The sequence below is a fragment of the Sphaerospermopsis reniformis genome (assembly GCF_005402885.1).
Classification (GTDB): domain Bacteria; phylum Cyanobacteriota; class Cyanobacteriia; order Cyanobacteriales; family Nostocaceae; genus Sphaerospermopsis; species Sphaerospermopsis kisseleviana.
In genome coordinates this window covers 1-440 of the sequence record NZ_BJCE01000573.1, presented here as the reverse complement: position 1 = coordinate 440, position 440 = coordinate 1, and the positions used below count along the sequence as shown (strand labels likewise).

1 protein-coding gene is annotated in these 440 nt (G+C 40.2%); it reads right to left on the bottom strand.

Translation table 11 applies throughout. The annotated features are described in order from the left end of the window. Window positions 1-440, bottom strand: a 440-nt coding sequence (locus tag FFR48_RS28470) for an ISAs1 family transposase (RefSeq protein WP_137669634.1), incomplete at both ends; no start/stop codon positions are given.

Here is a 440-nt window from a genome sequence, read left to right as displayed (position 1 = left end):
TGAAGATGCTGTTTCAAACCATTGTTTTACCTGATTGTAGAGAGTTGGGTGATTTGCCTTTAGTGCTAAAACATAATCTGCTTTTTTATCAATAATCTTGTTGGCAATCTCGGTTTGAGTCCCCATTGCATCAATGGTGATGATAGAGCCTGTGATATCCAATAACTCTAATAATGCCGGAATTGCTGTAATCTCGTTGGATTTATCTTCTACTTTCATCTGTGCCAAGACCAAATTCTGTTCACTTGCCCAGGCACTAATGACATGCAATGCTGATTTCCCTTGATTTCGGTCGTAAGAACCCCTAATTGTCTTTCCGTCTATGGGAATTATTTCTCCTCCCATGTTTGTCACTAGGGTTTCTATCCATCTGCTGAAACAACGATTTAATTCTTCGGGATTGATGAACTCAAATACCCGTCTGAAGGTGTCATCGGAGG